Origin of the sequence: Sphingomonas sp. SORGH_AS_0789 (assembly GCF_031453055.1) — a bacterium.
Classification (GTDB): Bacteria; Pseudomonadota; Alphaproteobacteria; order Sphingomonadales; family Sphingomonadaceae; genus Sphingomonas.
Genome location: NZ_JAVIYV010000001.1, coordinates 2,773,470 through 2,797,380, shown reverse-complemented (window position 1 = coordinate 2,797,380; position 23,911 = coordinate 2,773,470). Strand labels below are relative to the sequence as shown.

At 66.5% G+C, this 23,911-nt stretch carries 22 protein-coding genes; 13 read left to right on the top strand and 9 right to left on the bottom strand.

Annotated elements, in window-relative coordinates; all coding sequences use genetic code 11:
- The first annotated feature begins 84 nt into the window (after window positions 1–84).
- On the top strand, window positions 85–612 hold the full coding sequence (gene moaB, locus QE360_RS12895) for a molybdenum cofactor biosynthesis protein B (protein ID WP_309702059.1): 528 nt from the start codon (window positions 85–87) through the stop codon (window positions 610–612).
- Between the two features lie 6 nt (window positions 613–618).
- Here the strand turns inward: moaB and QE360_RS12890 are convergent, their stop codons facing one another.
- Window positions 619–951 (bottom strand): VOC family protein, encoded by a 333-nt coding sequence (locus tag QE360_RS12890; protein WP_309702057.1) that lies wholly within the window; start codon window positions 949–951, stop codon window positions 619–621.
- Window positions 952–1,018: 67 nt separating this feature from the next.
- Between QE360_RS12890 and QE360_RS12885 the strand changes: the two genes are divergently transcribed.
- Entirely contained in the window at window positions 1,019–2,086 is a 1,068-nt protein-coding gene (locus QE360_RS12885) for a PA0069 family radical SAM protein (RefSeq protein WP_309702056.1), read from the top strand.
- Window positions 2,087–2,134: 48 nt separating this feature from the next.
- Window positions 2,135–2,269 (top strand): hypothetical protein, encoded by a 135-nt coding sequence (locus QE360_RS12880; RefSeq protein WP_309702054.1) that lies wholly within the window; start codon window positions 2,135–2,137, stop codon window positions 2,267–2,269.
- Between the two features lie 278 nt (window positions 2,270–2,547).
- Here the strand turns inward: QE360_RS12880 and dnaE are convergent, their stop codons facing one another.
- Complete coding sequence (gene dnaE, locus QE360_RS12875) at window positions 2,548–5,991, bottom strand: DNA polymerase III subunit alpha (RefSeq protein WP_405052681.1); 3,444 nt, start codon at window positions 5,989–5,991, stop codon at window positions 2,548–2,550.
- Window positions 5,992–6,089: 98 nt separating this feature from the next.
- Between dnaE and QE360_RS12870 the strand changes: the two genes are divergently transcribed.
- Entirely contained in the window at window positions 6,090–6,707 is a 618-nt protein-coding gene (locus QE360_RS12870; protein ID WP_309702049.1) for an HdeD family acid-resistance protein, read from the top strand.
- Between the two features lie 166 nt (window positions 6,708–6,873).
- On the opposite strand, the gene QE360_RS12865 is transcribed toward QE360_RS12870, so the two are convergent.
- The 5 genes from QE360_RS12865 to QE360_RS12845 form a co-directional block, all read right to left on the bottom strand.
- Window positions 6,874–7,353, bottom strand: a complete 480-nt coding sequence (locus QE360_RS12865) for a glutathione peroxidase (RefSeq protein WP_309702047.1) — start codon at window positions 7,351–7,353, stop codon at window positions 6,874–6,876.
- A complete protein-coding gene (locus QE360_RS12860; RefSeq protein ID WP_309702046.1) occupies window positions 7,350–7,943 on the bottom strand; it encodes a GNAT family protein in 594 nt (197 codons plus the stop codon). The genes QE360_RS12865 and QE360_RS12860 overlap by 4 nt, the downstream gene beginning before the upstream one ends.
- Complete coding sequence (locus QE360_RS12855) at window positions 7,940–8,638, bottom strand: ABC transporter ATP-binding protein (protein ID WP_307104547.1); 699 nt, start codon at window positions 8,636–8,638, stop codon at window positions 7,940–7,942. The genes QE360_RS12860 and QE360_RS12855 overlap by 4 nt, the downstream gene beginning before the upstream one ends.
- Window positions 8,639–8,651: 13 nt before the next feature.
- Window positions 8,652–9,902 (bottom strand): lipoprotein-releasing ABC transporter permease subunit, encoded by a 1,251-nt coding sequence (locus tag QE360_RS12850; protein WP_309702044.1) that lies wholly within the window; start codon window positions 9,900–9,902, stop codon window positions 8,652–8,654.
- Window positions 9,903–10,450: 548 nt separating this feature from the next.
- Window positions 10,451–12,892 carry a TonB-dependent receptor gene (locus QE360_RS12845; RefSeq protein ID WP_309702042.1) on the bottom strand — a complete coding sequence of 814 codons (2,442 nt, stop codon included), beginning with the start codon at window positions 12,890–12,892 and terminating at the stop codon, window positions 10,451–10,453.
- Between the two features lie 241 nt (window positions 12,893–13,133).
- Between QE360_RS12845 and QE360_RS12840 the strand changes: the two genes are divergently transcribed.
- Window positions 13,134–13,610, top strand: a complete 477-nt coding sequence (locus QE360_RS12840) for an Hsp20 family protein (protein ID WP_309702040.1) — start codon at window positions 13,134–13,136, stop codon at window positions 13,608–13,610.
- A 665-nt stretch (window positions 13,611–14,275) separates the two neighbouring features.
- Here QE360_RS12840 and QE360_RS12835 read toward each other — a convergent pair.
- Together QE360_RS12835 and secG are read right to left on the bottom strand one after the other, a co-directional pair.
- Complete coding sequence (locus tag QE360_RS12835) at window positions 14,276–15,925, bottom strand: CTP synthase (RefSeq protein WP_307099486.1); 1,650 nt, start codon at window positions 15,923–15,925, stop codon at window positions 14,276–14,278.
- 106 nt (window positions 15,926–16,031) lie between these two features.
- Window positions 16,032–16,397 carry a preprotein translocase subunit SecG gene (gene secG / locus QE360_RS12830; protein WP_309702037.1) on the bottom strand — a complete coding sequence of 122 codons (366 nt, stop codon included), beginning with the start codon at window positions 16,395–16,397 and terminating at the stop codon, window positions 16,032–16,034.
- A gap of 265 nt (window positions 16,398–16,662) precedes the next feature.
- On the opposite strand from secG, the gene QE360_RS12825 reads away from it, so the two are divergent.
- From QE360_RS12825 to eda, 8 genes are all read left to right on the top strand, one after another.
- Window positions 16,663–16,983 (top strand): MarR family transcriptional regulator, encoded by a 321-nt coding sequence (locus QE360_RS12825; protein ID WP_058732142.1) that lies wholly within the window; start codon window positions 16,663–16,665, stop codon window positions 16,981–16,983.
- Complete coding sequence (locus QE360_RS12820) at window positions 16,919–17,293, top strand: SH3 domain-containing protein (RefSeq protein ID WP_307099491.1); 375 nt, start codon at window positions 16,919–16,921, stop codon at window positions 17,291–17,293. The genes QE360_RS12825 and QE360_RS12820 overlap by 65 nt, the downstream gene beginning before the upstream one ends.
- The gene (gene argC / locus QE360_RS12815) at window positions 17,290–18,216 is read left to right on the top strand and encodes an N-acetyl-gamma-glutamyl-phosphate reductase (protein ID WP_309702035.1); all 927 of its coding nucleotides are present in this window, start codon (window positions 17,290–17,292) and stop codon (window positions 18,214–18,216) included. Before QE360_RS12820 ends, argC begins: the two co-directional genes overlap by 4 nt.
- Window positions 18,217–18,225: 9 nt before the next feature.
- On the top strand, window positions 18,226–19,689 hold the full coding sequence (gene zwf, locus QE360_RS12810) for a glucose-6-phosphate dehydrogenase (protein WP_309702033.1): 1,464 nt from the start codon (window positions 18,226–18,228) through the stop codon (window positions 19,687–19,689).
- Window positions 19,690–19,792: 103 nt separating this feature from the next.
- Entirely contained in the window at window positions 19,793–20,503 is a 711-nt protein-coding gene (pgl, locus tag QE360_RS12805) for a 6-phosphogluconolactonase (protein ID WP_309702031.1), read from the top strand.
- Window positions 20,500–22,317 (top strand): phosphogluconate dehydratase, encoded by a 1,818-nt coding sequence (gene edd, locus QE360_RS12800; protein WP_309702028.1) that lies wholly within the window; start codon window positions 20,500–20,502, stop codon window positions 22,315–22,317. Before pgl ends, edd begins: the two co-directional genes overlap by 4 nt.
- Before the next feature lie 20 nt (window positions 22,318–22,337).
- Window positions 22,338–23,303: a glucokinase gene (gene glk / locus QE360_RS12795; RefSeq protein ID WP_307099503.1), complete on the top strand. Its 966-nt coding sequence runs from the start codon at window positions 22,338–22,340 to the stop codon at window positions 23,301–23,303.
- A complete protein-coding gene (gene eda / locus QE360_RS12790; protein ID WP_309702025.1) occupies window positions 23,300–23,905 on the top strand; it encodes a bifunctional 4-hydroxy-2-oxoglutarate aldolase/2-dehydro-3-deoxy-phosphogluconate aldolase in 606 nt (201 codons plus the stop codon). The genes glk and eda overlap by 4 nt, the downstream gene beginning before the upstream one ends.
- Window positions 23,906–23,911: the final 6 nt, after the last annotated feature.

Genomic DNA, 23,911 nt, shown 5'->3' with positions numbered 1-23,911 from the left:
CCGTTCCGCCTGAGCGACGTCGAAGGCCACGCCCCTCCGCCCGCCAAGCCGCCCCCGAAACTCCCGCAGAGACGTTCACCCCCCATGCCCATCGACACAAGCCGCACCTTCCTGCCCGTCCGCATCGCGGTGCTGACCGTCTCCGACACCCGCTCGCTGGCGGAAGACCGCTCGGGCGACACGCTGGCGGGACTGCTGACCGAGGCGGGGCATGAACTCGCCGCGCGCAGCATCCTGCGTGACGATACCGACCAGATCGTCGCCCAGCTGAACCGCTGGATCGAGGATGCCAGCATCGACTGCATCCTGACCACCGGCGGCACCGGCGTCACGGGGCGCGACGTCACCCCCGAGGCGGTCGAACAGGTCGCGACCAAGATGATCCCCGGCTTCGGCGAGCTGTTCCGCTGGCTCAGCTTCCAGACGATCGGCACCTCGACCATCCAGTCGCGCGCCTGCGCCTGCGTCGCGCGCGGCACCTATATCTTCGCGCTGCCCGGATCGACCGGGGCAGTTAAGGACGCGTGGAACGGCATCCTGCGCGACCAGCTCGACAGCCGCCACCGCCCGTGCAACTTCGTCGAGCTGATGCCCCGCCTGCTGGAACGCTGACCGGCGTCAATCCGCCTGCATCACGGCGAGCTCATGCCCGTCGACATCGCGGAAATGAAAGCGCCGCCCGCCCGGAAAGGCGAAGATCGGCACCACGACCGTCCCGCCCGCCGCCTCGACCGCCGAGAGCGTCGCCTCCAGCGCCTCGACCCGGATGACGGGCAGCGGCGCCTTCACCTTTTCGGGTGAGGCGTCCAGCCCGACATCGGTATCCCCGCTCATCGTCGCGGCATAGTCCGGCCCGAAATCGGTGAAGCGCCAGCCGAACGCCTCGGCATAGAAACGCTTCGCCGCCGCCCGGTCTCCGACCGGCAGTTCGAGATAGTCCAGACGCGCCATGACCGACTCCTTCGTTCTTGCTATGTTCCATTTCCTGCCCTAGTTTCGGGCGATGGGCAAGCGCGATATGGCCAGGCGGACTCCACGCGGTGCGACGGTCAACGCGACCAGCGCCCGTTTCGCCTTGCCGCAGGTCATGGCCGACGGCGACTGGCTCGATATGCAGGATCAGGTCGATGGCGCCCCGCCCCCCTTGCGGACCAGCGTGACCGTCGAGCTGCCGCGCACGATCCTGAGCCGCAACAGCTCGCCCGACGTGCCGTTCGACCGCTCGATCAATCCCTATCGCGGCTGCGAGCATGGCTGCATCTATTGCTTCGCGCGGCCCAGCCACGCCTATCACGACCTGTCGCCGGGACTGGATTTCGAAAGCCGGCTGTTCGCCAAGCCGAACGCCGCCGAATTGCTGCGCGCCGAACTGGCCAGGCCCGGCTACCGCGTCGCGCCGATCGCGCTGGGCACCAACACCGACCCCTATCAGCCGATCGAGGGCGAATGGCGGATCACCCGCGACATTCTGGGCGTGCTGGCGGAGACGAACCATCCGCTGGCGATCACGACCAAATCGGACCGCGTCGTGCGCGACATCGACATCCTGGCCCCGATGGCGGCCCGGGGGCTGGCGACGGTGTGCGTGTCGATCACCTCGCTCGACGCCAGGATCGCGCGCACGGTCGAGCCCCGCGCGCCGACGCCCGAGCGGCGGCTGGCGGCGGTGGCGAAGCTGGCGGCGGCGGGCATCCCCACCTATGTCTCGATCGCGCCGGTCATCCCCGCGATCACCGATCACGAGATCGAGCATCTGATCGCCCGCGCCGCCGAGGCCGGGGCGCGCCATGCCTTCTTCATTCCCGTCCGCCTGCCGCACGAGGTCGCGCCCCTGTTCCGCGCCTGGCTGGACACGCATTTCCCCGAGCGCGCGGGCAAGGTGATGGCGATCATCCAGTCGTTGCGCGGGGGACGCGACAATGATCCCGATTTCTTCACCCGGATGCGCGGGCAAGGCCCCTGGGCGGAATTGCTGCGCGTCCGCTTCCACCGCGCCTGTCGGTTGCATGGCCTCAATCGCGACCGGCCGCCGCTCGACACCGGCCAGTTCCGTCCGCCGAGCGGCCCGCAGGGCGAGCTGTTCTGAGGATCATCCCGCTTTGCCCGCGCGTTGGGACCGGGAAGGAGAGCGACGATGATCCACGACCCCGAACAGACCCAGCCCGAACAGGTGCCGAACGAGGACGAGGCCGACAGCCCCGGTGGCGGCTATGGCAATCATGGCGAAGCGGGCGAAGAAGAGCAGGATCGCCGCGAGGTTGGCGGCTGAGGCTGATTGCGTCACCACCCGAACAATATTCAGCGATACCTGCCCCTCCCTCGCCCCTCGCAGAGGGGAGAGGGTTGCGCAGACTTGGCCTTTGCGAAAGCAAAGGCTTAGTCGGAGCTGGGTGAGGGGTGGGCGCTCGCGAAGCGAGCGCGCGAGCCTTTTGGCTCGCTCAACCCCTCACCCAAGCTGCGCTAGTCAGCAAGCTGGCAAGCTTCGCTAACCCTCTCCCCTGTCCAGGGGAGAGGAGAAGAAGACGCAATACTGAAGGTCGATCCGCCCTAGCCTACCAACGCCAGCCGCGCTTCGGACGACTTCATCGCCACCGCGGTCACGCCCGGCAGGTCCTCGATATGGCTGGCCAGCTCGGCGTCGAGCAGAAAGTTGCGCCCCAGCATCAGCAGCGTATCGCCGTCCGTCCCCGCGATCCGCGCCCGGACCTCACCCCGGCCGTTGCGCAGCGGGTCGAGCATCGCGTGGAGCGCCTTGAACGCCGCCTTGTCCGCCACCGTCACCTCGACCACGAACTTCGCGGTGCTGGCGAGCCCGTCGAACGGCTGGACCCGCTTGATGCTGACACGCGGCGCCTCTTCGCCCGGACGGCGATCCAGCTCGACGGTGATGAGCGCACAATCGCCCTCCTTGGCGGCCTTTTCCAGATCGCCCGCCACCGAATCGTCGAAACAGGTCGCCAGGAACTGCCCCGTCGCGTCGGATAGCTGCGCCATCATATAGCGCTTGCCCCGCGCCGAGGTCCGCCAGCGCGCATCCTCGACCAGCACCGCCATGGTCGCGCCGATCCGTGCGCCGTCGTCGGGGATGATCAGGTCGGTCAGCGAGGTATAGGTCCGCGCGCCGTGCATCTTGGCGATATGTGCATGGCGGTCGACCGGATGAGCGGAGAAATAGAAGCCGAACGCCTCCTTCTCCTGCTCCATCCGCTGCGACAGGCTCCAGCGGGTGCCGGTCGGCAGCTTGATCGCGTCGCCCGCCACCTCGGTCTCGCCGAACAGCCCCCCCTGCCCGCTCGTCCGCCCCTCATGGGTGCGCGCTGCGATGGCGAGGACGGTTTCGGCGACCGCATGGACGCCCGCACGGTTGACCTCGATCCCGTCAAACGCACCTGCCGACGCCAGCGTCTCCAGCTGGCGCTTGTTCATCAGGCGCGGATCGACCCGCTTGGCCAGCGCATCGAGCGAGGCGAAGGGGCCGCCCGCATTGCGCTCGACGACCAGTTTCTCCATCGCGCCCTCGCCCACCGACTTGAGCGCGCCGAGCGCATAGCGGACGGCCAGACCGTCCTCATGCGGCTCGACATCGAACTCGGCCTGGCTGGCGTTGATGCAGGGCGGCAGCATCGTCACGCCCATCCGCCGCGCATCGTCGACGAAGATCGCCAGCTTGTCGGTCAGCGCCATGTCGTAGCACATCGACGCGGCGTAGAATTCGTGCGGATGATGCGCCTTCAGCCACGCGGTCTGATAGGCGAGCAGCGCATAGGCCGCCGCGTGGCTCTTGTTGAAGCCATAGCCGGCGAACTTGTCGATCAAGTCGAACAGTTCATTGGCCTTTTGCGACGGGATACCGTTCACCTCCTGGCATCCCTTAACGAAGATGGCGCGCTGCGCGTCCATCTCCGCCTTCACCTTCTTGCCCATCGCACGACGGAGAAGATCCGCGCCGCCCAGCGAATAGCCCGCCAGGATCTGCGCGGCCTGCATCACCTGTTCCTGATAGACGAAGATGCCATAGGTCTCGGACAAGATCTGTTCGAGCAGGGGATGCGGGTAGACGATCTCCTCGGTCCCCTGCTTGCGGCGACCGAAGCTGGGGATATTGTCCATCGGACCCGGCCGATAGAGCGACACGAGCGCGATGATGTCGCCGAAATTGGTCGGGCGCACGGCGGACAGGGTGCGCCGCATCCCTTCCGATTCCAGCTGGAACACGCCGACCGTGTCGCCCTTCTGCAGAAGAGCATAAGTGGCCTCGTCATCCCAGGCCAAGGCCCCGAGATCGACCTCGACCCCGCGCTTGGCGAGCAGCTGCACCGCCTTTTGCAGCACAGACAGCGTCTTGAGGCCGAGGAAGTCGAACTTGACCAGCCCCGCGCCCTCGACGAACTTCATGTCGAACTGCGTGACCGGCATGTCCGAGCGCGGGTCGCGATAGAGCGGGACCAGCTGCGCCAGCGGCCGGTCGCCGATCACCACACCGGCGGCATGGGTCGAGCTGTGGCGCGGCAGGCCCTCCAGCTTGGTCGCCAGGTCGAGCAACCGGCGGACCTGGTTGTCGTTGGCATATTCCTTCGCCAACTCCGGCACGCCGTTCAGCGCACGCTTCAGGTCCCAGGGGTCGGTCGGGTGGTTGGGGACCAGCTTGGCGAGGCGGTCGACCTGGCCATAGCTCATCTGGAGCACGCGGCCGGTGTCCTTGAGCACGGCGCGCGCCTTCAGCTTACCGAAGGTGATGATCTGCGCGACCTGATCGCGGCCATATTTCTCCTGAACGTAGCGTATGACCTCGCCGCGCCGGGTTTCGCAGAAGTCGATGTCGAAGTCGGGCATCGAAACGCGTTCCGGGTTCAGGAAGCGCTCGAACAGCAGGCCCAGCTTCAACGGATCGAGGTCGGTGATGGTCAACGCCCAGGCGACGACCGAGCCCGCGCCCGAACCGCGGCCCGGCCCGACGGGAATGTCGTGATCCTTGGCCCATTTGATGAAGTCGGCGACGATCAGGAAATATCCGGGGAAGCCCATCTGGATGATGATGTCGACCTCGAACTTGAGCCGTTCGTGATAAGCCTCGCGCCAGCCGGGTTCGCCCTCACCCTCCAGCTCGGCGATACGGTCGAGCCGCGCCTCCAGCCCCGCCGTCGCGTCGCGGCGCAGCATCGCCGCCTCGCCCTCGCGGTCGCCCGCCAGGCTGGGCAGGATGGGCTTGCGCCACGGCGCCATCACCGCGCAGCGCTGTGCCACGACCAGCGTGTTGTCGATCGCTTCGGGCAGGTCGGCGAAGAGCTGCTTCATCACCTCGGCGGGCTTCAGCCAGGCCTCGGGGCTGCTCTTGGGGCGGTCGTCCATTTCGACATAGGTCGAATTGGCGATGCACAGCATGGCATCATGCGCATCGCGGAAGCCGCTATCGGCGAAACAGCAGGGATTGGTCGCGACCAGGGGCAGGTCGCGGTCATAGGCCAGGTCGATCAGATCCTGCTCGGCCGCGATCTCGACGGGATCGTCCCGCCGCGCCAGTTCGACATAGAGCCGGTCGCCAAAGATCGCCTGGAGCCGGTCGGCATAGGCCTTGGCGCGGTCCGGCTGGCCTTCGGCGAACAGCCGTGCGATGCCGCCCTCCCCGGCGGCGGTCAGCGCGATCAGGCCGGTGCTGAACTTCTCCAGCGTGTCGAAGGCGACATGCGCCGCCAGCTCGATCGGCCGGTCGAGATGCGCCGCCGACACCAGCGCGCACAGATTGTCATAGCCGGTCATGTCCTGCGCATAGAGCGCGATCCAGTCGACCACCGCGCCGACATTGTCGGGCATGTCCGGCCGCGCCACGCCCAGCATAGTCCCGATCACCGGCTGTACCCCGGCCTTCTTGGCGGCGTCCGAAAAGGCCATCGCGGCATAGAGGCCGTTGCGGTCGGTCAGCCCGGCGGCGGGAAAAGCGTTCGCCTTGGCCTGCGCCGCAATCGCCTTGGGATCGATCGCGCCGTCGAGCATCGTGAAGGAGGAAAAGATGCGAAGCGGCACATATCCGGAATGCATCACGCACCCTTACGCCAAGCGACATGATTCGACCAGCACGGAACCCCGGCCAAATGGAGTCGTTACGCCGACAGAATATCCTGATCTCGCTCAAGGACGTGATGATGACCGATACGGACCGTTCCTTTGCCGCCTCGCTTCGGCCCGGTGCCGGATGGGGCTGGATCCTGGCTTACGGCATCCTGTCGGCCTTGCTGGGTCTGGCGGCGTTCCTGTTCCCCGTGCCCGCCACCTTCGCCGCGACGCTGGTGATCGGCGCGTTCCTCATCGCCTCGGGGCTGGTGTCGATCGGTGCCGGTATCTTCGGCAAGGGGCATGAGGGGCGCGGCTATGCAATCGGCTTCGGGATCGTGTCGCTGGTCATCGGGCTGATCATGGCGTTCGAGCCCGCGACCGGGGCGATTTCGATCACGCTGCTGATCGCGGCGTGGCTGGCGCTACGGGGCGTGCTGGAAATCGGGCTGGGCGCGCGGATGCGGCGGCGGCGCGGCTGGATGATCGCGCTGGGCGTGCTGAACATCATCCTGGCGCTGTTCGTGCTGGCGACGCTGCCATGGAGCGCGATGACGTTGCCGGGCTATATCCTGGGCCTGAGCTTCCTGTTCGGCGGGATCACCTCCATCGCCTCGGCACTGGATCACAAGAAGGGGGCGAGTGCGTTTTCGCTTTGAGACACTTGGCCTTCGACTTCGCTCAGGCTGAACGGCCGTTCGGACCAACCTCCGTTCATGCTGAGCGAAGTCGAAGCGCACGCCCGGACATCCGCCAAACAGCGCTACTTGCTCCCTGGCCTCAGGCCGAACATGGGTCGGGTCTAAGCCCGAGCAACCGTGAAACCTAGAGGAGCCCCTCAATGTCGCGCGCCAGATCCTCCGGCTTGGTCGTCGGGGCATAGCGGCCGACCACCTTGCCCGACCGATCCACCAGGAACTTGGTGAAGTTCCACTTGATCGCCTTGGTCCCCAGCAACCCCGGCGCTTCGCATTTCAGCCACCCGAACAACGGATCGGCGCCGTCGCCATTGACCTCGACCTTCGCCATCACCGGGAAGGTCACGTCATAGGTCAGCGAACAGAAATTCGCGATCTCCGCCGCATCACCCGGCTCCTGTGCGCCGAACTGGTTGCAGGGAAAGCCCATCACGGTCAGCCCCTGCGCCGCATAACGGCGATGCAGCGCCTCCAGCCCTTCATATTGCGGGGTAAAGCCGCATTTCGACGCGGTGTTGACCACCAGCAGCACGCGCCCGGCATAGGCCGCCATGGCGACCGGCGTGCCATCCGCCGCCCGGATGGTGAAATCGCCGATCCCGCTCATCGATGCTTCCCCAGCAGATAGTCCAGATTGGCGCGCACGCCGGGCCATTCGCGGTCGATGATCGAATAGACGACGCTGTCGCGGATGCGCCCGTCCGCCATCACCTGATGACCGCGCAGCACGCCGTCCTTCTTGGCGCCCAGCCGCTCGATCGCCGCCTGGCTGCGCTTGTTGAGCGAATCGGTGCGAATCTGGATCGCCTGACACTCCATCACCTCAAAGGCATGGGCCAGCAGCATCCGCTTCGCCTCGGTATTCACCCCGGTCCGCTGGACGCGCGCGGCGTAGAAGGTGCCGCCGATCTCCAGCCGCCGATGCTGCGGTGCCATCCGCATATAGCGGGTCGTGCCGACCACCGCGCCGTCCGGCGTCTCGACGGTGAAGAGCAGCGCACGGCCGACATCGCGCTCCTTGAGCGCCGCCGCCAGCCAGCGCTCGGGCGTCTTCATCATCGAGACATTGGCGTAGAAGATGTTCCAGAGCTCGCCTTCGCGCGCGGCCTCGACCAGCGCGGGCAGATCGGCCTCGACGAAGGGGCGCAAGCGAACGTGGCGGCCGGTCAGCGTCGGCGTCTCGGTCCAGGCGCTCATTGCAGGCGGCCTTCGTGGAGGCGCACCACCCGGTCCATCTTCAGCGCCAGCCGCTCGTTATGCGTCGCGACCAGCGCCGCCGAGCCCTCGCCGCGCACCAGCCGCAGGAATTCGGCCAGCACGACCTCAGAGGTGTGTTCGTCCAGATTGCCGGTCGGCTCGTCGGCCAGCACCAGCGGCGGCTGGTTGGCAAGCGCACGGGCGACCGCCACGCGCTGCTGCTCGCCGCCGGACAGCTGGCTCGGCCGGTGGGTCAGCCGGTGGCCGAGGCCGAGTGCGGTCAGCAACCCCCTGGCCCGCATATCGGCGGCGGCGGGCAGCTTGCCCTGCACCAGTTGCGGCAGGACGACATTCTCGATCGCGTTGAAATCGGGCAGCAGGTGGTGGAACTGATAGACGAAGCCCAGATAGTCGCGCCGCGCGATGGTGCGGCCGTGCGAGTCGAGCTTCGACACCTCCTCGCCCGCGATCCGGATCGAGCCGGAGAAACCGCCCTCCAACAAACCGACCGCCTGGAGCAGCGTCGACTTGCCCGAACCCGAGGGGCCCAGAAGCGCCACGATCTCACCCGGCGCGACGGCCAGGTCGACGCCGCGCAGCACCTCGATCGTCTGCCCGCCCTGGGTGAAGCTGCGCGAGAGCCCGCGCGTCTCCAGCACCGGCTCGGCGGTGCGGGGGGCGACGGCATCGCCCATGCGGATGATCGGATCATTCATAACGCAGCACCTGCACCGGGTCCGTGCTCGCCGCCTTCCAGGCGGGGTAGAGCGTGGCGAGGAAGGAGAAGACCAGCGCCATCGACGCGATCACGATGATCTCCACGGCGTCGGTCTTGGACGGCAGCTCGGTCAGATAGCGGATCGAGGGGTCCCACAGATTCTGCCCCGTCACGAACTGGACGAAGTTCACCACGCCCTGGCGATAGAACAGGAACACCGCGCCCAGCGCCAGCCCCGCGACCGTGCCCAGCGCACCGATCGTCGTGCCCACCGTCATGAAGATGCGCATCAACCCGCCGCGCGTCGCGCCCATCGTTCGCAGGATCGCGATGTCGCGCGTCTTGGCGCGGACGAGCATGATCAGCGAGGACAGGATGTTGAACACCGCGACCAGGATGATGATCGACAGCACGGTGAACATCGCCACCCGCTCGACCGCCAGTGCCTCGAACAGCTGCGCGTTCATCGTCCGCCAGTCGGCGATGACCGCGCGCCCGCCCAGCTTGTCGGCGAGCGGCGCGAGGATCTGGCCCACCCGGTCGGCATCCACCGTCTGGATCTCGACCATGCCGACCGTGTCGCCCATCAGGAGCAGCGTCTGCGCATCCTCGATCGGCATGATGACATAGGCCTTGTCATAGTCGTACACCCCGATCTCGAAGATCGCGCCGACCGTATAGCTGACGATGCGCGGCACCGTGCCGAAGGGGGTGGTCTGCCCTTGCGGACTGATGAGCGAAATCTCCGAGCCGACCTGCGCGCCCAGCGCCTCCGCCAGTCGGCTGCCGATCGCGATCCGGCCGCTGCCCGGCGTGATGCTGTTCAGATTGCCCATGATGATCTTGGAGCGGATCGCCGAATTGCCCCGGATGTCCTGCACCCGCATGCCGCGCACCAGCACCGCCTCGACCCGGCCGTTATAGCTGGACATCAACGGCTGCTCGATCATCGGCACCGCGCTGGTCACCCCCGGCGTCGCCTTGGCCTCGCGCACGATGTCGCGCCAGTCGGGCAGGCGCCCGCCCACTCCCTGCACCACCGCATGGCCGTTCAGCCCGACGATCTTGTCGAACAGCTCGGCGCGAAAGCCGTTCATCACGCTCATGACGATGACGAGCGCGGCGACGCCCAGCATGACCGCGACCAGGCTGATCGAGGCGACGAGGAAGATGAACGCCTCTCCCTTGCCCGGCAGCAGATAGCGCCGGGCGATCATCCGTTCATAGCGTGACAGGATCATTGATGTCCGATCGATCCGTGGAGAAACTGATAAGCCCAGCGGCTGTACGGGCGGCATCCGGCGGTGGCAATGCCGCGCCCGGTTCCGGCGGCCAAACGGCCGACTCGCGGCATTGTTGCGCGACGGCCACACAAGCCCCGCAATCGTAGCATCGATGCCGCAAGAGGGATGACAAGCCCCGCCATCCTAACGTACCACAATCTCACTGAGACACAGGCAGCAACGGCCGTGGTTCGGGGATTGCTCCAACGCTCACCCAAAGAGGTTGATGCGGGAGCGGGAAAAGGGGGCTGACGAGCGATCGTCACGCAGGCGCCCGGATCGGAAACGGTCCGGGCGTTTGTCATTAGGGCCTCGTCGCGCATCGCTCCATCGAAAAGCCGCCGGAACCGGCTGAAAAACGGGGAGCTTCCAAACTCCGTTTCCAGATGCCGGCCCGGCGCCCGTTCACGGGACTGTCGCTATACCAGATCAAGATGAACCGAATGTGGACGAATCCTGTGATTCGTCCCCTTCGATCCTCCCCACCACCGATGGGGAGGAATGGGTCAGAACGACTTGGAAATGGTGAACCCATATGTGCGCGGATCACCCGGCTGGCCGACGATCAGCCCGGTCGAACCCGACTGGGTCGCCAACAGCTCGTAATAATTGTGATCGAACAGGTTGCGGACCCAGACGAACGCGTTCCAGCTGCCCGGCGCCTTGAACCCCGCCCGCACATTGGACAGGCTGTATCCGTTGATGTCGGTATAGGCCGAGCGCGACGGGTTGGACGAGAATTTGGACCGATAGCTGCCGTCATAGCCGAGATAGAATTGCCCCTCGGTCCCCGCCACGGTCGCGGGCAGGTCATATTCCGCGCCATAGGAAAAGGCCCAGCGCGATACGCCCGGCAGCCACTGGCCCGAAATGTTGCAATAGGGCAGCGAGTTGCCCGGCGTCCCCGCCGCCGCCGGCGTGCCGACGATCTGGCCGTTGACCACCGGCAGCGCGGTGCCGCCCGACAGCTCGGGCGGGCATGGCGCGTTGGTGAAGCGGGTATAGCGCGCATCGGTGAAGGCGCCGTTGGCATAGACGTTGAACCGTTCGGTCGGGCGGAATGCCGAATCGATCTCGATCCCCCGCGTCCGCACGCGCCCGGCGTTCGCCAGATAGCCGCGCAGGACATTGACCTGAAGATTGTTCACCGTCGCCTGATAATCGCCGATCTCGGTCCAGAAACCCGCGATGTTCACCGTCGCGCGGCGGTCGGCGAACTGGGTCTTCAGCCCCAGCTCGAAATGATTGACCTTTTCCGGCTTCACCGTCTGGGTGGCCAGGATCGGGTTGTTCTGCGCATCCAGTGGCAGGCCCGACAGATTGATGCCCCCCGACTTATAGCTGCGCGCATAGGTCGCGTAATAATGGACATTGGGGTTGAATTCATAGGCGATGGTCAGGTCGCCCGACAGGTTCCAGTTGGTGAAGGACGGCGTATAATTCTGCGGCGCCAGCACGCCGCGCTGGTCGCTGGTCAGGCTGGTCGAGCCCGCGCCATTGGTGACGACCGAGACATAAGAGCCATCCTTGCGGTCGTAGTTGAGCCGCAGGCCCGGCGACACAGACAGGCGATCGTCGACATGCCAGGTCAGCTTGCCGAACAGCGCCGCCGAGGTGTTGGTGAAACCGATCGTGTTGCGCGCGGTCAGCCCGTTCAGCGTCGCGGGGTTGCGCCCGGCAGAGCCCGTCGGATTGAGCAGGAAGGCACTCGCCGCCGGGCCCTGCACCTGCAAACCCTGCGTGTCGATCGACTGCCAGAAATAAAAGGCGCCCAGCACATAATCGAGCGTCCGCTTGCCGTTGGAGGCGATGCGGATTTCCTGCGTCACTTGGCTCTGCTGCGACGGATTGGCCGAGACGGTGGTGATGGGCAGGCCGATGAAGTCGCGATCATTGGACGGGTCCCAATGCCAGAAACGCCACGCCGACACGCTGGTCAGCGTCGCCGATCCGATGTCCCAGTTGGCGACCAGCGACAGCCCGCCCAGTTCCTGTTTGGCGCGCAGATCGGTATCGACATCGGTCAGCCGGTCGAAGGCGTTGGTCGACGGCACGCTATAGCCCTGCGCGGCAGCCAGCGCCGGATATTGGCGATTGAGCGGACGCTGGGTCGCGCCCACCCGCGCATAATATTGGACGCAGCAATTGGGGTTCTGCCGCGCATAATCGCCCGACAGGGTCAGGTCGAGCGTGGGCGTGGCATGCCACAGGAACTGGCTGCGCAGCGAAAGATTGTCCTGGCTGTTCTGCCATTCCTGCTGACGGGTGTTCCAGACGGTGCCGCGCCGCGTGGTGATCGAGGTCGACAGCCGCACCGCCACCTTGTCGTCGACCAGCGGTCCGGACACCGACGCCTTGCCCTGGAAGAAGTCGTAATTGCCGCCGCTCAGTTCGACCCGCGCTTCGGGCGTGAAGCTGGGCGGACGGGTGATGATGTTGATCGCGCCCGCCGTGGTGTTCTTGCCATAGAGCGTGCCCTGCGGCCCGCGCAGCACCTCGATCCGCTCGGTATCGGTGAAGTCGAACGTCGCCGAGGCGATGCGGCTATAATAGACCTGATCGACATAGATGCCGACGCCCTGCTCGATCCCGTCATTGGTCAGCCCGAACGGCGCGCCGAGCCCGCGGATATTGGCGGCCGAGTTGCGCGGGTTGGTCGAATAGAATTGCAGCGTCGGCTGGATCTGGGTCAGCCGGTTGACATTATAGGTGCCCGTCTCCGCCAGCGCGGTGCCGCCGATCACCGACATGGCGATGGGGACCGACTGGATCGTCTCGGCGCGACGGCGCGCGGTGACGACCACGTCGCCCCCGCCCTGTTGTGCGGTGCCCAGTCGCCCTTCTTCGCGACCCGACCGGGCGGCGGGCTCGGGCGGCGTGGCGGTCTGTGGATCGGACGTGGCCGCCACCGTCTGGGCAGCAAGCATGAGTGCCAGGGTCAAGGACATGGAAGCTCCCCTTTTGATTTCACCTCCTATTCACACATCGATCTACTGGGCATTCAAGCGCGGACCGGCTTGGGCCGCTGGAAGATTTGCTTCTCGATCCGCAGGGGCTCTTGAAGGACATCAAACACGAACCATATCGGTTCGCGTGCGGTGCCGCTGACGGGCCACACGGAGCGGCCTTGCCCGTCCGGGCGACGGGTGGGCCGATCCTCTTCAATTCGCTTCTGATGGAGGTTTTGACATGCGTATCGACCTGACCCCGTATCGCCGTTCGACCATCGGTTTCGACCGGCTGTTCGATCTGCTGGAGGCCAATTCGCGCGGCGCTTCGGCGGAGAATTATCCCCCCTTCAATCTCGAGCGTCTGGCCGAGGACCGTTACCGCATCACCCTGGCGGTGGCCGGTTTCGCCCGCGACGAGATCGAGATCACCGCGCAGCAGAACATGCTGCTCGTCACCGGCAAGAAGGATGACAAGGCGACCACGCCCAACTTCCTGCATGTCGGCATCGCCAATCGCTCGTTCGAGCGGCGCTTCGAACTGGCGGACTTCGTGTTCGTCGAGGATGCGCGCTTGAACGACGGCCTGCTCGTCATCGACCTCGTCCGCGAGGTGCCCGAGGCGATGAAGCCCAAGACGATCGCGATCAAGACGGGCCAGCCGCTGGCGGCGGTCGAACATCACGCCGAAGAGGCCGACGCGGCCAAGGCGGCGTAACAAGGCTCGACGTCTTTCCCTCCCTGAAGACGTCGCGGGGCGTCCGAACCGACGGGTCCGGGCGCCTTTTGGTTTTTCTCCGGCCTCCGTTCGGGCTGGGCGAGGTCAAGGTCTGTGTGCCGTCTTTCGTTGGCGGACAGATTTTCCCTTGGCCTTCGACTACGCTCAGGCTGAACGGAGGGTGGGCGAGCGGCAAGGACTGTCGCTTTGGCCGCCTTCCCAAACCCCACACCCGTTCAGGCTGAGCGTAGTCGAAGCCCACGCCTGCCCTCCGCCAAGCGGACAGCGCCTCCCTTGGCCTTCGACTGCGCTCAGGCTGAACGGAGGGTGGGCGGGCGGCACGAACTGTCGCTTTGGCCGCCTTCCCCAGATCCCCCACCCGTTCGGGCTGAGCGAAGTCGAAGCCTACGCCCCGTCATCCGCCAAGTGGACAGCGCCTCCCTTGGCCTTCGACTACGCTCAGGCTGAACGGAGGTTGGGCGGACGCAAGGACTGTCGCTTCGAACGCCTTTCCCCAAATCCCACACCCGTTCAGGCTGAGCGTAGTCGAAGCCCACGCCCAGCCATCCACCAGGTGGACAGCGTCTCCCTCGCCCAACCCGAACGAAGCAAAAAATCACCCCCAAAGAAAAACCCCGCCTCCATCTGGAGGCGGGGTCATCAAATCACACCAACCGGCTCTGCTTCACCGCCGCTTCGACGAAGCTGGCGAACAGGGGATGCGGGTCGAAGGGTTTCGATTTCAGTTCCGGATGGAACTGCACGCCGACGAACCAGGGATGATCGGGCCGCTCGACGATCTCGGGGAGCGTGCCGTCCGGCGACATGCCGCTGAACACCAGCCCGCCCTTTTCCAGCGCTTCCTTATAGGCAGTGTTCACCTCGTAACGGTGACGATGCCGCTCGGAAATATCCTCGCTGCCATAGATGGAGGCGACGACGCTGTTGCCCGCCAGCTTCGCCTGATAGGCGCCCAGCCGCATCGTGCCGCCCAGGTCGCCGCTGGCCTCGCGCTTCTCCAGGCCGTCACGGCCCATCCATTCGGTGATCAGGCCGACCACCGGCTCCGAGGTCGGGCCGAACTCGGTCGAGGAGGCGTCCGTGATCCCCGCCAGATCGCGCGCGCCCTCGACACAGGCCATCTGCATGCCGAAGCAGATGCCGAAATAGGGCACGCGGCGTTCCCGCGCGAACCGGACCGCCGCGATCTTGCCCGCCGCGCCGCGCTCGCCGAACGCGCCGGGGACCAGGATAGCGTGGCAGGGTTCGAGCTGCTGCGCGATCTCGCTCTCGTCGCCCTCGAACAGCTCGGCGTCGATCCAGCGGATATGGACCTTCACCTTGTTGGCGATGCCGCCATGCACCAGCGCCTCGTTGAGCGACTTGTACGCATCCTGCAGGCCGACATATTTGCCGACCACGCCGATCGTGACCTCGCCTTCGGGATTGGTGAGGCGGTCGACGATCTCGGTCCAGCGCGACAGGTCGGGCGCGCCCTCGGGCTCGATCCCGAAGGCGCGCAGCACCTCCGAATCGAGACCTTCGGCATGATATTGCAGCGGCACCGCATAGATGCTCGCCGCGTCCAGCGCCGGAATGACCGCCGAGGGCGGCACGTTGCAGAACAGGCCGATCTTGGCACGGTCCGAGGCGGGCAGCGGATGCTCGCAGCGGCAGACCAGCACGTCAGGCGCCACGCCCAGCGCCGCGATCTCGCGCACCGAATGCTGGGTCGGCTTGGTCTTCAGCTCACCCGCCGCCGCGATATACGGCACCAGCGTCACGTGGATGCTGATCGACTTGCCACGGCCCAGCTCGTTCTTGAGCTGGCGGATCGCCTCGATGAAGGGCAGCGATTCGATATCGCCGACCGTGCCGCCGATCTCGCACAGCACGAAGTCGAGATCCTCGCCATTCTCGTCGACCGTATCGGCCTTGGCGAACGCCTTGATCGCGTCGGTGACGTGCGGGATCACCTGGACGGTCGCGCCCAGATAGTCGCCGCGCCGCTCGCGCTCGATGATCGTCTTGTAGATGCGGCCCGAGGTGACGTTGTCCGACTGGCGCGAGGCCACGCCGGTGAAGCGTTCGTAATGGCCGAGATCGAGGTCGGTCTCCGCCCCGTCGTCGGTCACATAGACCTCGCCATGCTGATACGGGCTCATCGTGCCCGGATCGACGTTGAGATAGGGATCGAACTTGCGGATGCGCACGCGGTAACCGCGTGCCTGCAGAAGAGCCGCAAGAGAGGCCGCCATGAGGCCCTTGCCGAGCGACGAAACCACGCCGCCGGTGATGAAGATATACCGCGCCATGGGAAGAATCGCCTAGCTTGGATGGGGTGGATACGACAACAGCAAAGATGCGCGCCGCCGGAAATTATCGGCGGCGCGTTGGCCTATGCTGCGATGGAAACGAAATTTAGCGGGCGAGCGGAACCGCCGAATTGTCCGCCGGAGCCTGGGCCGGTGCGGTCCCAGTCGGAACCGGAGCGGGCGCGGGCTGGGTGATCGGCGCCTGGGTCGTGGGCGTACGGGCCAGCGAGGTGTCGATGGCGGGCGCGCCGCGCGTCGCGGCCAGGACCGCGAGCAGGATCGAGAAGCCGATAAAGGCGGTGGCCAGCACCGCAGTCGCACGGCTGAGGAAGTCGGCCGCGCCGCGTGCCGACATCAGCCCCGACGGGCTGCCCCCCATGCCCAGACCGCCGCCTTCCGACCGCTGCATGAGAATCACCGTGACGAGGGTCGCGGCGATGATGGCGTGGATGACGAGCAGGAATGCGAACATGAGGCGCGTGTGATCCCGATGGAGGGTGTGCGAAAGCGCGCACATAGGCGAGGCCGCGGCTGCGATCAACCTTGCCGCGCCGGACCGAGCCGCGACGAATCGCCGGTCGGGGGGCGACAAGATGTTCGCAAATGCGGAACATCAGTGGAAACCACCATTGGGAAAGGGCGTTATGAACACGTAACAACGCCCGGCAAAGCCCGGCACAGCCATTGGAATCGCCATCGTGTCCCACCCACACGAACCGCAGACGCTGCTGGCCTGGATGTCGGCGCTGGTCGATTATGTCCGTTCGGGTGAACCCGACCTGACCAACCGGCAGATGGCCCTGCTGCTCGTCGTTTACCTGCGTCCAGGCCCGCATACGGTGCGCGGTTTGGCGCGCGCCTTGAACGTCTCGAAACCCGTCGTCACCCGCGCCTTGAATAGACTGGGAACGCTGGGCTATCTGCGCCGCCAACGCGATGATAGCGACAAGCGTAACATCTTTGTCGCCAGGACACCTGAAGGGGCGGACTTTCTTGAAGAATTCGGACATTTCATCGGCGCTGGCGACGCCCCTGCCCTCCAGCGAGCCAGCGCGTAAGAGCTTTGCGCTGCAGGGACGCCGGGTCAGCCTCGACCCTCGCACCCATGCGGTTCGCGCCGATCTGGCCGATGTCCGGCTGGCCGAATACGTATTCGCGCCCCATTATGCCGCGCCCCTGTCCTATAAGACGTGCAGTGCGCTGACCTTGCGCGAGGGACGCAAGACCGACAGCGAGGTGCTGGCCGAACTCGCCCCCGGCGAGGCGTTCGAGGTGCTGGAAGTCGCGGGCGGTCTGGCCTGGGGCATTGCGCCGCATATGGGCCTGGTCGGCTATTGCGATGCGGCGTTGCTGGAGCGGGTGCAATGACGAAGACGGTGTTCATCGACGGCGGCGCGGGCACGACCGGGCTGGAAATCACCGACCGGCTGGCCGGGCGCCCCGACCTGGCGATCGTCACCCTGCCCGACGACCGCCGCAAGGACGCGGGAGCGCGGCGCGAGGCGATCAACGATGCCGATTTCGTCATCCTGTGCCTGCCCGACGATGCCGCACGCGAGGCGGTGTCGCTGATCGACAATGATCGCACGCGCGTCGTCGATGCCTCGACCGCGCATCGCACCGCGGAGGGCTGGGTCTATGGCATGGCCGAGCTGGAGCCCGAGCAGGGCGACCGGATCGCGGCGGCGCGTTTCGTCTCCAATCCCGGCTGCTATCCCACCGGATTCCTGGCGCTCGTCCGGCCGCTGGTGCGCGCGGGCCTGATCCCCGCCGACTGGCCGGTTTCGGTCAACGCCGCGTCGGGCTATTCGGGCGGCGGCAAGGCGATGATCGCCGAATATGAGACCGCCGAGCACCGGGCGTTCCGCCCCTATGGCCTGTCGCTGGCGCACAAGCATGCGCCCGAGATGCAGCGTCATTCGGGCCTGGCCCATGCGCCGATCTTCGCCCCCGCCGTGGTCGACACCTATCGCGGCATGGTCGTCGAGGTGCCGTTACCGCTCTACGCCCTGCCCGGCCGCCCGTCGCTTCAGGCGGTGTCGGACACGCTGGCCGCGGCCTATGCCGACGGCCGCATCGTCCGCTTTTCCACGCAGGACGTAGCGGCGGTGAATATCGAGGAAAATGCCGGAACCGACCGGATGACCTTGCGTGTCTGCGGCAATCCGGCCACGGGTCTTGCTCGACTGATCGCCACGCTCGACAATCTGGGCAAGGGTGCCGGTGGGGCGGCAGTCCAGAATCTGAACATCATGGCCGGGCTCGATCCGACCGCCGGCCTCGTGCTCTAAGGAGACGTCATGACGCGCAATCCCGTTGGCAAGCTGCTGCTGTTCGGCGCGACCGGCGACCTGTCGCAGCGTATGCTGCTGCCGTCGCTCTATAATCTTCACGCCGATGGGCTGTTGCCCGAGGAGTTGACGATCACCGGGACGGCGCGGTCCGATTATGACGATGCGGGCTTCCGCGACTTCGCCGCGCACGCGCTCGACACGTTCCTGCCCGATGACCGCAAGGACGCCGAAAAAATTGCGGGCTTCTTAAATCGATTGCAGTATCAGTCGCTCGACGCTTCGACGACGGAGGGTTTCCCCGCGCTGGCGGAGAAGGTCGGCGATGTGTCGAACGGCCTGGCCATCTATCTGTCGACCGCGCCCAGCCTGTTCGAATCGACGATCAAGGGCCTCGAATCGGTGGGCCTGGCGGGCGAGACGGTGCGGATCGGTCTGGAAAAGCCGCTGGGCTATGACCTCGCCTCGTCCAAGGAGATCAACGACGCGGTCGCCTATGGCTTCCCGGAGGAGCGGACTTTCCGCATCGACCATTATCTGGGCAAGGAAACCGTCCAGAACATCCTGGCGCTGCGCTTCGGCAATTTCTTCTTCGAGCCGATCTGGAACGCCAACGGCATCGACAATGTCCAGATCACCATCGCCGAGACGGTCGGGCTGGAGGATCGCGCGGGCTATTATGAGGGCGCCGGTGCGCTGCGCGACATGGTGCAGAACCATATCCTGCAACTCCTGGCGCTGATCGCGATGGAGCCGCCCGCGCGCTATGACGGCACCGCGATCCGCGACGAGAAGGCCAAGGTCTTCCGCTCGCTGCGCCTGATGAAGCCCGAGGAAGTGCCCCACAACACCGTCACCGGCCAATATGTGGACGGCGCGGTGGGCGGCAAGATCGTCGGCTCCTATGCCGACGAACTGGGCAAGCCGTCGCGCACCGAGACCTTCGTCGCGATCAAGGCGCATGTCGACAATTGGCGCTGGCAGGGCGTGCCCTTCTACCTGCGCACCGGCAAGCGCATGGCCGCGCGCCGTTCGGAGATCGCGATCCAGTTCAAGCCAGTCCCCCATTCGATGTTCGCGGGACGCGGCGGCCTGCTCCAGCCCAACACGCTGGTCATCCGCCTCCAGCCCGAGGAATATATCCAGCTGCTGGTGATGGCCAAGGAGCCCGGGCTGGACCGCGACGGCATCCATCTGCGCGAAGTGCCGCTGAACCTGTCGCTCGACGCCGAGTTCGCCGGAACCCGCCGCCGCATCGCCTATGAGCGGCTGCTGCTCGACCTGATCGAAGGCGACCAGACGCTGTTCGTCCGCCGCGACGAGGTGGAGGCGCAGTGGACCTGGATCGACGCGATCCGCGCGGGCTGGGACGCGAATGATCTCAAGCCCAAATCCTATCCCAGCGGCAGCTGGGGCCCGTCCGCCGCGATCGCGCTGACCGAGCGCGACGGCGTGACCTGGCAGGACGACTGACCCACCCCCGCCCCACCGAGCGGGCGGACGACATCGGCGCGATCCCGGCCCGCCCCACCCGGCGGGCCGCACCTCGCGCCCGGACTATCAGGATAGAGACGACATGACCGACGAAATCGAATGGTGGGATTACGAGGACACCGCCGAGATGGCGGACGCGCTGGCGGGCGACATCCAGTTCATCATCGAAAGCGCCATCGAGGCGCGCGGTGCGGCGGTGATCGCGCTGTCGGGCGGCAAGACGCCGATCCCGGTCTATGAGAAGCTGGCCCAGGCCAAGCTCGACTGGAAGCGCGTGACGATCGTCCCCGCCGACGAACGCATCGTGCCGCTGGGCGACCCGCTGTCCAACGTGACGATGATCGGCAAGATCTTCCTGCCCAAGGGCGCGCGGGTGATGCCGATCGTGCCGCAGGCGACCCAGGACTATAAGGCCGCGGGCCGCTCGGCCGATGCGCTGATGCAGGAACTCCACTGGCCGCTCGACCTCGTCCTGCTGGGCATGGGCGCCGACGGGCACACCGCCTCGATCTTCCCCGGCCCCGATTATGACGAGGCGCTCAACGGCCCCAAGGAGCGCCGCGCGCTGGGCCTGATGCCGGAGCCCCTGCCCCCCGAGGCGCCCGTCGCGCGCGTGACGCTCAGCCGGGCGGGCATCGTATCGGCCCGATCGATCATGATTGCCATTTCGGGTCCGGCCAAGAAAAAGGTGCTGGAAGACGCGATCAAGGAAGGGGCATCGTCCCCCTATCCGATCGGCCGCGTGCTGGCCGACGTCGAACTGCCGATCGACATCCATTGGAGCGAGCAATGAGTCTGAACGCCGCCGTCTCGGCCGTCACCGACCGGGTCATCGAACGCTCGAAGCCCGGTCGGCAGGCCTATCTCGACCTGATCGCGCATGAGGCCGAAACGGCGGTGCGCCGCCCCAATCTGGGCTGCGCCAACCTGGCCCATGCCTATGCCGGGACCGAGGAGGACCGCGACGCCATGAAGGCGGATCGCGGCATGAACATCGGCATCGTGTCGGCCTATAACGACATGCTGTCCGCGCACGCCGTCTATTATCGCTATCCGGAGCTGATGAAGGTCTGGGCGCGCGAAGTGGGTGCGACCGCGCAGGTCGCGGGCGGCGTGCCCGCCATGTGCGACGGCGTGACGCAAGGCTATGCGGGCATGGAGCTGTCGCTGTTCAGCCGCGACACCATCGCGCTGTCGACGGCGGTGGCGCTGAGCCACGGCACCTTCGAGGGTGCCGCGCTGCTGGGCATCTGCGACAAGATCGTGCCGGGCCTGCTGATGGGCGCGCTGCGCTTCGGCCATCTGCCGATGATCCTGGTTCCCGGCGGCCCCATGCCGACCGGCCTGCCCAACAAGCAGAAGGCCGCCGTCCGCGAGGCCTTTGCCGAGGGCAAGGCAGGGCGCGACGAGCTGCTCGACGCCGAGATCGCGGCCTATCATTCCAAGGGCACCTGCACCTTCTACGGCACCGCCAACACCAACCAGATGATGATGGAGGTGATGGGCCTGCACATGCCGGGTGCCGCCTTCGTCAATCCGGGCACCAAGCTGCGCCAGGAGCTCAGCCGCGCCGCCGTCCACCAGCTGGCGAAGATCGGGCAGCGCGGTGAGGATTACCGGCCGCTGGGACGGTGCGTCGATGAAAAGGCGATCGTCAACGCGGCGGTCGGCCTGCTGGCGACCGGCGGCTCGACCAACCACCTGATCCACCTGCCCGCCATCGCGCGCGCGGCGGGGATCATCATCGACTGGGAGGATATGGATCGCCTGTCGGCCGCCGTGCCGCTGATCGCGCGGGTCTATCCCAACGGTTCGGCCGATGTGAACGGGTTCGAGGCGGCGGGCGGCATGCCCTATGTCATCCGCGAACTGCTGTCGGAGGGGTTGCTCCACCGCGACATCCTGACGGTGGCGGGCAAGGACCTGTCCGATTACGGCCAGACGGCGGTGATCGCCGACGACAAGCTCGCCTGGACCCCGGTCGGCGACAGCGGCGACGAGACGATCCTGCGCCCGGCCGCCGCGCCCTTCTCGCCCGATGGCGGGATGCGCATCCTGTCGGGTAATATCGGCCGCGCCTGCATCAAGGTGTCGGCGGTCGAGCGCGAGCGCTGGATCATCGAGGCCCCCGCGCGCGTCTTCTCCGACCAGTCTGAAGTGCAGGCCGCGTTCAAGGCGGGCGAGCTGGAGCGCGACGTCGTCGTCGTCGTCCGTTTCCAGGGGCCCAAGGCCAATGGCATGCCCGAGCTGCACAAGCTGACCCCGCCGCTGGGCGTGCTCCAGAACCGGGGCTTCAAGGTGGCGCTCGTCACCGACGGCCGTATGTCGGGCGCCAGCGGCAAGGTGCCCTGCGCCATCCATCTCAGCCCCGAGGCGATTGGCGGCGGCGCGATCGGGCTGATCCGCGACGGCGACATCGTCCGGCTGGACGCGGTGGCGGGCACGCTCGACGCGCTGGTCGATCCGGCCGAATGGGCCGCGCGCGAACAGGCCGTGACCCCCGCCCCCATTCAGGGCATGGGCCGCGAGCTGTTCGCACTGTTCCGCCAGGCCGCCGACGAAGCCGAGAAGGGCGCATCGCCCATTCTCGCCGGCGCCGGCCTGTAAAAGATAAGGGGGAGGATATCATGGAAATCGTCGCTGCCGATATCGGGGGCACCCACGCACGCTTCGCACTCGCCGAGGTCGAGAATGGCCGCGTCGTCAAGCTGGGCGAGCCCTGCACGCAGAAGACCGCCGAGCACGCCTCGCTTCAGACCGCGTGGCAGGCCTTCGCGGCTCATGTCGGGCGTCCGCTTCCCAAGGCGGCGTCGCTGGCCATCGCTTCGCCGATCACCAGCGACGTGATCCGGATGACCAACAATCCCTGGGTCATCCGCCCTTCGCTGATCCCCGAGCGGCTGGGCGCGGACATCTATACCGTCATCAACGACTTCGGCGCGATCGGCCATGCCGTCGCACAGGTACCCGAGGAGGATTTCCTCCATATCTGCGGTCCCGAGGAGCCGATGCCCGCGCACGGCGTCGTCACCGTCTGCGGCCCGGGCACCGGCCTGGGCGTCGCGCAGGTCCTGATGACGCCGCAGCGTTATCACGTTATCGAAACCGAGGGTGGGCATATGGACTATGCCCCACTCGACGGGATCGAGGATGCGATCCTCAAGCGCCTGCGCCGCACCTATACCCGCGTGTCGTGCGAGCGCATCTGTTCGGGGCCGGGCATTATCGCAATCTACGAAACGCTGGCCTCGCTCGAAGGCCGCGCGGTTCCCAGCCGCGACGATCGCGAAATCTGGGCCGAGGCGCTCGAGGGCACCGACTCGATCGCGCTCGCCGCACTCGACCGGTTCTGCCTCGCTCTGGGTGCCGTCGCAGGCGACTTTGCGTTGGCGCAGGGGGCCAAGACCGTCGTGATCGCGGGTGGCCTGGGCTATCGGATCAAGGACAAGCTGCTGCGCTCGGGCTTCGACCAGCGCTTCATGGCCAAGGGGCGTTTCCAGTCGCTGATGGCGCGCATCCCCGTCAAACTCATCACCCATCCCCAGCCCGGCCTGTTCGGCGCGGCTGCGGCCTTCGCACAGGAGCATTCATGACCGACATCGCCACCATCATGCGCACCAGCGCGGTCATCCCCGTGCTGGTCATCGACGACGCCGCCACCGCCAGGCCCCTTGCCGAGGCGCTGGTCGCCGGTGGCTTGCGGGTGCTGGAGGTGACGCTCCGCACCCCCGCCGCCCTCGAGGCGATGGCCGAGATGAAGAAGGTCCCCGGCGCGATCGTCGGCGCGGGCACCGTCGTCAACGAGCAGCAGCTGCGCGACGTGGCCGATGCGGGCGGCGAGTTCATCGTCTCGCCGGGCCTGACCGACCGTCTCGGTTCGGCGGTCGTGGAAAGCGGCATCCCCTATCTGCCGGGCGTCGCCAATGCGGGCGACATCATGCGCGGGCTGGACCTGGGCCTGACCCACTTCAAGTTCTTTCCCGCCGAGACCAGCGGCGGACTGAAGGCGCTGAAGGCGCTGGCCGCCCCCTTCTACCAGGCCCGCTTCTGCCCGACCGGCGGCATCACCGAGGCGAGCGCGCCCGACTGGCTCGCGTTCGACCGCGTGCTGTGCGTCGGCGGCAGCTGGGTGACCGGCGGTTCGATGGCGGACGTCGAGGCCAAGGCCCGCGCGGCGTCGGCTCTGCGGGGCTAGGTCGGA

Coding starts and splice junctions, on each gene's coding strand:
- eda (WP_309702025.1), top strand. CDS start 23,300: ATGACCGACATCGCCACCATCATGCGCACCAGCGCGGTCATCCCCGTG.
- QE360_RS12855 (WP_307104547.1), bottom strand. CDS start 8,638: ATGGGCGATGCCGTCGCCCCCCGCACCGCCGAGCCGGTGCTGGAGACG.
- QE360_RS12845 (WP_309702042.1), bottom strand. CDS start 12,892: ATGTCCTTGACCCTGGCACTCATGCTTGCTGCCCAGACGGTGGCGGCC.
- QE360_RS12840 (WP_309702040.1), top strand. CDS start 13,134: ATGCGTATCGACCTGACCCCGTATCGCCGTTCGACCATCGGTTTCGAC.
- QE360_RS12890 (WP_309702057.1), bottom strand. CDS start 951: ATGGCGCGTCTGGACTATCTCGAACTGCCGGTCGGAGACCGGGCGGCG.
- glk (WP_307099503.1), top strand. CDS start 22,338: ATGGAAATCGTCGCTGCCGATATCGGGGGCACCCACGCACGCTTCGCA.
- QE360_RS12870 (WP_309702049.1), top strand. CDS start 6,090: ATGGAGTCGTTACGCCGACAGAATATCCTGATCTCGCTCAAGGACGTG.
- zwf (WP_309702033.1), top strand. CDS start 18,226: ATGACGCGCAATCCCGTTGGCAAGCTGCTGCTGTTCGGCGCGACCGGC.
- QE360_RS12860 (WP_309702046.1), bottom strand. CDS start 7,943: ATGAGCGCCTGGACCGAGACGCCGACGCTGACCGGCCGCCACGTTCGC.
- dnaE (WP_405052681.1), bottom strand. CDS start 5,991: ATGCTCGACGGCGCGATCGATCCCAAGGCGATTGCGGCGCAGGCCAAG.
- pgl (WP_309702031.1), top strand. CDS start 19,793: ATGACCGACGAAATCGAATGGTGGGATTACGAGGACACCGCCGAGATG.
- moaB (WP_309702059.1), top strand. CDS start 85: ATGCCCATCGACACAAGCCGCACCTTCCTGCCCGTCCGCATCGCGGTG.
- secG (WP_309702037.1), bottom strand. CDS start 16,397: ATGTTCGCATTCCTGCTCGTCATCCACGCCATCATCGCCGCGACCCTC.
- QE360_RS12880 (WP_309702054.1), top strand. CDS start 2,135: ATGATCCACGACCCCGAACAGACCCAGCCCGAACAGGTGCCGAACGAG.
- QE360_RS12835 (WP_307099486.1), bottom strand. CDS start 15,925: ATGGCGCGGTATATCTTCATCACCGGCGGCGTGGTTTCGTCGCTCGGC.
- QE360_RS12885 (WP_309702056.1), top strand. CDS start 1,019: ATGGCCAGGCGGACTCCACGCGGTGCGACGGTCAACGCGACCAGCGCC.
- QE360_RS12825 (WP_058732142.1), top strand. CDS start 16,663: ATGTCGGCGCTGGTCGATTATGTCCGTTCGGGTGAACCCGACCTGACC.
- edd (WP_309702028.1), top strand. CDS start 20,500: ATGAGTCTGAACGCCGCCGTCTCGGCCGTCACCGACCGGGTCATCGAA.
- QE360_RS12865 (WP_309702047.1), bottom strand. CDS start 7,353: ATGAGCGGGATCGGCGATTTCACCATCCGGGCGGCGGATGGCACGCCG.
- argC (WP_309702035.1), top strand. CDS start 17,290: ATGACGAAGACGGTGTTCATCGACGGCGGCGCGGGCACGACCGGGCTG.
- QE360_RS12850 (WP_309702044.1), bottom strand. CDS start 9,902: ATGATCCTGTCACGCTATGAACGGATGATCGCCCGGCGCTATCTGCTG.